We start from the raw sequence: 5,791 nt of genomic DNA on the forward strand, positions 1-5,791 counted from the left end.
TTACTCGAACTCGTGGTTGCTTGGGCGCAGTTGAGTGCATCCTGACACTATTTATCGCGACAGGCGCAGTGACCGCATAAGTTCGCAATCGTGGAGGATGCTAAAAATGGAAGTAGGCGGCCGACCGCCTCACCATGCAAGCGTTCCTCCGTCTATTGGAACCACTGTTCCCGTCATGAAACTCGAAGCGTCCGAGCAGAGAAGCAGTGCCAGTCCCTTGATCTCTTTCGGCTCGGCGATGCGCCCAAGAATTGTCCGGTCGGCGAAGCCGGCGACGACGGCCTCATCGTGCAGTCTCCCATTGCCGATATTCGTGCGGAATGGGCCAGGCGCGATCGCATTGACGGTGATGTTATGCTGCCCCAGCTCGACTGCGGCCTGCCGCACTAGGTTGACGACGCCGCCTTTTGTTGTCGCATAGGCATAGCCGCAATTGGGATCAGCGCGCAGTCCGGCCATCGATGCGGTGACCATGATCCGGCCTCTTCGCTGAGGGATCATGATGTCTGCCGCAGCCTGAATCGTCGTCATGACGCTGGTCAGATTGATGCGTATTATCCGATCCCAGTTCTGCATATCGAGCGCGTTGATAGCCCCGGACGTCGTGCGCGGACCAGCTCCGCTGGAGACGCCCGCATTGGCGCAGACGATGTCCAGGCCGCCGAACCGCTGCGCTGCCTTATGCAGCTCGTGTGATAGTCCGGCGGTGTCGGCGACATCCAAGAGCTCGCTGTGTACATTCAAGCCTCTGGCTTCCAACTGGCTGCGCGCGAGGTCCAAATTTCCTGCATCTATGTCGGTCATCACGACGGTTGCGCCGTTTTCCGCCAATACTTCTGCAATCGCAAAACCAATTCCGCTGGCGGCGCCCGTTACGATCGCCACGCGTCCTGTTACGTCGAATAGATTGGAAGTGTTCATCTTATCGGTCTTTCGAGGGGCGTCTTTGTCTAACGCGAGCTAAGCAAGCCCAGTCTGAATGCCTTAAAGAACGCGGAGAATGGTGTTGCGGAAGGAATCAATATGTGCCCGCGCTTTGTCTGCTGCCTGAGCCTCATCTTTGGAAGCGATGGCCTGAAGCAGGTCAAAATGCTCGTGTTGAACCTGCTGGGAGTGGTGGCCGTCGCTTAAGGACAAAAACCAGAATCTCGCGGCTCTATCCTGCAAATTGGAAAGAAACTCAGCGAGGACGGGATTTCCGGAAATTTTTGCCATCCAGCGATGGAAACTTTGATCAAGCTGCATCAATTCTTCTACGCCTTCACCGGCATCGATCGCGCTTTGAGCCTTTCCGAGGATGAGCTTCGGCTCTTCCAAGTCCGCGCGGGTCACGCGTCGCGCGGCCAACGACGCGCAGTAAGCTTCATTGACGAGCCGCGCCTCGATAATGTTAGCCACCTCATCGAGAGACACCGGGCGGACGATGATTCCCTTGCGTGGAATGACGTCGACCAATCCTTCTTTCGCGAGCCTATGCAGAGCGTGATGCACAGGCGTCCGACCGATCTCCAACTCACGCGAGACCGCGACCTCGTTCAGATAGGCGCCCGGAGCATAGACCACCGTGAAGATCCGATGCTTGATGGCGTCATAGGCACGAGACACCAGCGAGGTCGGCTTCTGTTCAGCGCGAGGCAGGCCCAAGCTCGACATACGTTACTTCGGTGCAAAGTAATGGGTTTCGAGAAGCATGCAGCCTGTTTCCGACTTGAAGGGGCCATGAAATGCGCCCGGCGGGCGGCACGCGTAGGTTGCTCCCGTGAATGTTTCGCCCCCGTTTCCTTCGGCGTCATTACCGACGACGAGATCGCCGGACAAGAGATATACTTCTTCCCAATACTCGTGAACAAACGGCTCGGTCGTGAAAACTCCGGGCTCGAACGCAAGCAGGCGGGTGCGGTTGCCGGTTTTGGCGGTCTCATCGAGAGTGCCGGCGATGATCTTTTGTTTAATTCCTGCAGGATAACCCGGCGGCGTCTCCCATCCGGCGTCAAGATCGAGGCTATGAAATTCGAGATGCGGCTTTTGCATTTGAGCGCTCCGGTCTAGTCGGCGATAGGCAAGTTGTTCACAGCATAGCCGTGGACGAGAGAGCGATTTAGCACTGGATCGTGCAGCTCGAGCTCGAAGCGTTTAGATGGCTGGAAGCCGCCATGCACGGGCACTGTGCCGCACAGCATCGCCATCCCTGATCGAAACGGGCCGGCATCCTTCTCGTAAAGCTCGATCAGTTCGAGAGGATTGCGCAGGCCCGACATCGGGCCTTCCTGATAAAGGCTGCGCTGACCGTTCTTAAAAACATATGATCGCAGGATGAGTTGGTCCCAATGCGGGGCGACGTCGTCGAAGCGCCAAAGCTTTGCAGAGAGCGGTTTGGCGCAGATCTGCTTAGATACGGTGACGCCGTATGCCTCGACCTTGCGATCAGTATGATCAGAACCAATCCCGACCAACAGGTCATCACCATGTTTGATTAGCACGGCCTCCGCTTCGCCGCTGCTGTCGTCGCCGACAACTTGGATCGCTGGACCGGTTGTCAAAAGTGAAGCGGATAGCCGGTAGAATAGGGGTACGCAGCGTGGACGGCGAACGCCGATCGCTTCCAGTTCGCGGATGTGATGTTCGATGGCGTCCTGATCGCGCCCAGCCCAGCCTGCAACAATGAGCTCGCTCGGTGCGACGTCGATCTCGGTGACGGCCCCTCCGAGGGTACTTTCAACGGCAAACGACAAACCAACTTGCTCCGATTGCGACATCATGGCCCTTGTGAAATATCAGTGATGCTTCAGCGTAAGGTCGCCGAGGTTGAAGCGCAAGAAGATTGTGCTCTATCTACCATCGATAGAGCAGCTTAAACGTACCGTTCTGTCGTGTGGCGGAATTTTGAGCAGTTTGTTTAAATGTCGATCTTTGCCGCAATGCACGGCAAACTTCACTTGACATCTCTCATACGGGCCTCGCTAGTATGACAGTGATACATCACAAAGAGGTGGTGTCAAATGAGGGAGAGAGGGAATGAGGAACTTGGCGTTCGCCGTGGCTACTGTAACAGCGGCGGGTCTCTTGGGCGCTGCTGTGCCTGCTTTGGCCGACAGCACCGGTGTGACAGATAAATCGATCAAGATCGGGTTCGTGGGCAGCATGACCGGTCCTGCTGCAATCTGGGGGTCGGGCAACATGGCCGGTGCGACGCTCGCATTTGAAGAAACCAATGCGGCTGGCGGCGTCAATGGCCGCAAGATCGAGTTCATCACCGTCGATGATGAGACGTCGGCTCCGAAGGGCATTGCCGGTTTCAATCGCCTCGTTCAGAGCGATAAGGTCTTTGCGGTGTTTGGCCCGAGCTCCAGCGCCGTGGGCGTTCCGATGAAAACTACGATGGCGAATTCCGGTGTGCCCATTCTCATTCCGAGCTTCTCTTCGCCCCTGATGACGGAGCCGCCGATCGCAAACATCTTTCGCGTCGGCCCGATCAATGATCGCATGCAGGGGCGCGGTATTGCGAATTACCTCGTAGATAAGGAGAAGCTGAAGAAAATCGCGATTCTTCGTCAATCAGACGAATATGGAGCCACTGGCGCATCATCGGTCGCGGGCCGATTGAAGGAGCTGGGAATCACCCCGGTCGCAAACGAGGTCTTCAATGCGGCCGATACCGACTTCACCTCGCAGATATTGCGGGTGCGGTCGAGCAATCCGGACGCCATCGTGGTCTACGGATATCCGGCGCCCAGCGCGATCGTTACGCGTCAGATCCGCGAAGTGGGTATCAAGGCCGAAATTATCGGTTCGTCGGCGACGTCCAACCAGAACTATCCCGAACTCGTCGGTAAGGTCGGCGCCGGCACGAAGTTCGTCAGCAATGGTGAGCATTTGCCGGAATCGGATGCGCCAGCGATGAAGAAGTTCCGTGAAGCATTCCAGAAGCGCTTCCCGGATCTGGCGCGCCAAGGCCGCCCGGCGCTCGGTGACGTGCTCGGCTACGGCGGTGCGCTCACGGTGGTCGAGGGTCTGCGTCGGGCCGGCAAGGATCTGACGCGTGCAGGTTACATGAAGGCGCTCGAGTCGCTGGATGGCTATGAGACCGGCGTGTCAATGCCAACCTACCTGTCTGCCACGAACCACGAGGGCAATACCAAAATGTACATCGCGGTCATCAAAGACGATCTGACCCGCGAAGTTCTCCCCGGCGCTATCGACGCCAAATAACCCTCAGGAGAGCGCTCGTAGAGCGCTCTCCGCTACGGTGCATCCATGGATATTCTTCAGCTTATCGCGAACGGCATTCCTGCCGGGGTCATGTATTCTCTTGTCGCTTTGTGCATCGTGCTCATTCACAACGGCACGAATGTCGTCCATTTCGGATATGGTGACCAGATCACCTTTGCAGCTTACTTGGTTGTAATTGCGCAGACATTCATGGGAGCACCGCTTTGGGTCGCGATCCTATGTTCGATTGTGTTTTCCGCCTTGTTTGGGCTCTTCATCTATCTGGCGATTCTTGCACCGATCCGTCGGACGCCATTGCTTGTTCAGGTCATCGCGACGCTCGCGATTGGAACGGCGCTGCGAGAAGGCATGCGCGCGTTCATGGGCCCCGATCCGTGGCCCTTCCCGAACTTGGTCGCGCCGAAGGTCTTCAATCTCGACGGTATCTTCGTCACTAGCGCGAACATCGCCGCGGTAGTCATCGCTGTGGTGATCACAGTTGCTCTGTTCGTTTTCTTCAAAGTCTCGAAATACGGCCAAGCCATTATCGCTGCCTGCGAAAACGCCAGGGGCGCGTCGATCGTTGGCATTTCAGTGACCAAGGTTTTTGCCGGCATCTGGATTGTTGCCTCGGTGATCGCCGCGATTTCCGCGATCCTGATGGCGCCGGTCGTAACGTTGTCTCCAGATATGGGGCTGATCGGCATCAAGGGCTTCTGCGCAGCGATCCTCGGCGGCTTCACCAGCCTTCCCGGCGCAATCGTCGGCGGCATTCTTTTGGGGCTGATCGAAACCGCAGCGGGCTTTTATATCTCGACGGCGGCGAAGGACGTCGTTGCCTATGGCGTCTTGATCGCTGTCGTCATTTTCAGACCGCAAGGCCTGTTCGGCAAAGCGCAGTTGAAGAAAGTATAGGCGATGACCCGAATTCAAACTTTGGCTGTTTGGGCGCTTGTGGCTGCCGCGTTGCTTGCGGGGCCGGCCTATATGCCCAGTCACATCCTCCTCCTGGTGGCGCTTATCGCGACCACATCGATTATCACGGTTGGGCTCAGCATCGTCACCGGCCTCGCTGGCCAGATCTCGCTGGCCCAGGCGGCGTTCTGCGGGCTCGGCGCTTATGGCTCGACGCTCATCGCAGCGCATTTCGGTCTGCCGATGTGGCTTACGATACCCGTGACGGCAATTATCGTCGCCATCATCGGCTACGGCGTCGGGGTGATGTCGCTCCGCGTGGAGGGGCACTATCTGGCGCTGGTGACTCTCGCTTTCGCCGGCATCATCAATCTTGGTCTGCTGCATCTCACGGATCTGACCGGGGGCGCAGTGGGACGTCCAGCCGAGCAATTGACGATGTTCGGCTTCACTTTCGGCTCGCCGGTGTCCCTCTATTATCTGTCGGTGACGGTGGCCGCTGCGGTCCTTCTCGGTGTCTGGAATATGCTGCGCTCGCGGTGGGGACGAGCCTTTCACGGTGTGCGGCTCAGCGAGATTGCCTGCAAAAGTCTCGGGATGGATGTCCGCCGGGTGAAGGCGATCGCCTTTGCGATGAGTGCGGGGCTTGGCGCACTCGGCGGTGCGC

The 5,791-nt window shown here is 57.7% G+C and carries 7 protein-coding genes; 3 read left to right on the forward strand and 4 right to left on the reverse strand.

Going from position 1 to position 5,791, the window contains the following annotated elements; genetic code table 11:
- Positions 1-129: 129 nt before the first annotated feature.
- From ACIQ17_RS30045 to ACIQ17_RS30060, 4 genes are all read right to left on the reverse strand, one after another.
- The gene (locus ACIQ17_RS30045; RefSeq protein ID WP_398473116.1) at positions 130-921 is read right to left on the reverse strand and encodes an SDR family NAD(P)-dependent oxidoreductase; all 792 of its coding nucleotides are present in this window, start codon (positions 919-921) and stop codon (positions 130-132) included.
- A 63-nt stretch (positions 922-984) separates the two neighbouring features.
- Positions 985-1,653 carry a GntR family transcriptional regulator gene (locus tag ACIQ17_RS30050; RefSeq protein WP_398473117.1) on the reverse strand — a complete coding sequence of 223 codons (669 nt, stop codon included), beginning with the start codon at positions 1,651-1,653 and terminating at the stop codon, positions 985-987.
- Positions 1,654-1,656: 3 nt separating this feature from the next.
- On the reverse strand, positions 1,657-2,031 hold the full coding sequence (locus tag ACIQ17_RS30055; protein ID WP_398473118.1) for a cupin: 375 nt from the start codon (positions 2,029-2,031) through the stop codon (positions 1,657-1,659).
- A gap of 14 nt (positions 2,032-2,045) precedes the next feature.
- On the reverse strand, positions 2,046-2,756 hold the full coding sequence (locus ACIQ17_RS30060; protein WP_398473119.1) for a DUF2848 domain-containing protein: 711 nt from the start codon (positions 2,754-2,756) through the stop codon (positions 2,046-2,048).
- Between the two features lie 268 nt (positions 2,757-3,024).
- On the opposite strand from ACIQ17_RS30060, the gene ACIQ17_RS30065 reads away from it, so the two are divergent.
- The 3 genes from ACIQ17_RS30065 to ACIQ17_RS30075 all read left to right on the forward strand — a co-directional run.
- Positions 3,025-4,209: an ABC transporter substrate-binding protein gene (locus ACIQ17_RS30065; RefSeq protein ID WP_398473120.1), complete on the forward strand. Its 1,185-nt coding sequence runs from the start codon at positions 3,025-3,027 to the stop codon at positions 4,207-4,209.
- A gap of 45 nt (positions 4,210-4,254) precedes the next feature.
- On the forward strand, positions 4,255-5,124 hold the full coding sequence (locus tag ACIQ17_RS30070; protein ID WP_398473121.1) for a branched-chain amino acid ABC transporter permease: 870 nt from the start codon (positions 4,255-4,257) through the stop codon (positions 5,122-5,124).
- A 3-nt stretch (positions 5,125-5,127) separates the two neighbouring features.
- Positions 5,128-5,791, forward strand: a 664-nt coding sequence (locus ACIQ17_RS30075; RefSeq protein WP_398473122.1) for a branched-chain amino acid ABC transporter permease, incomplete at its 3' end; no start/stop codon positions are given.

It is taken from the genome of Tardiphaga sp. (genome assembly GCF_044340795.1).
Taxonomy (GTDB): Bacteria; Pseudomonadota; Alphaproteobacteria; order Rhizobiales; family Xanthobacteraceae; genus Tardiphaga.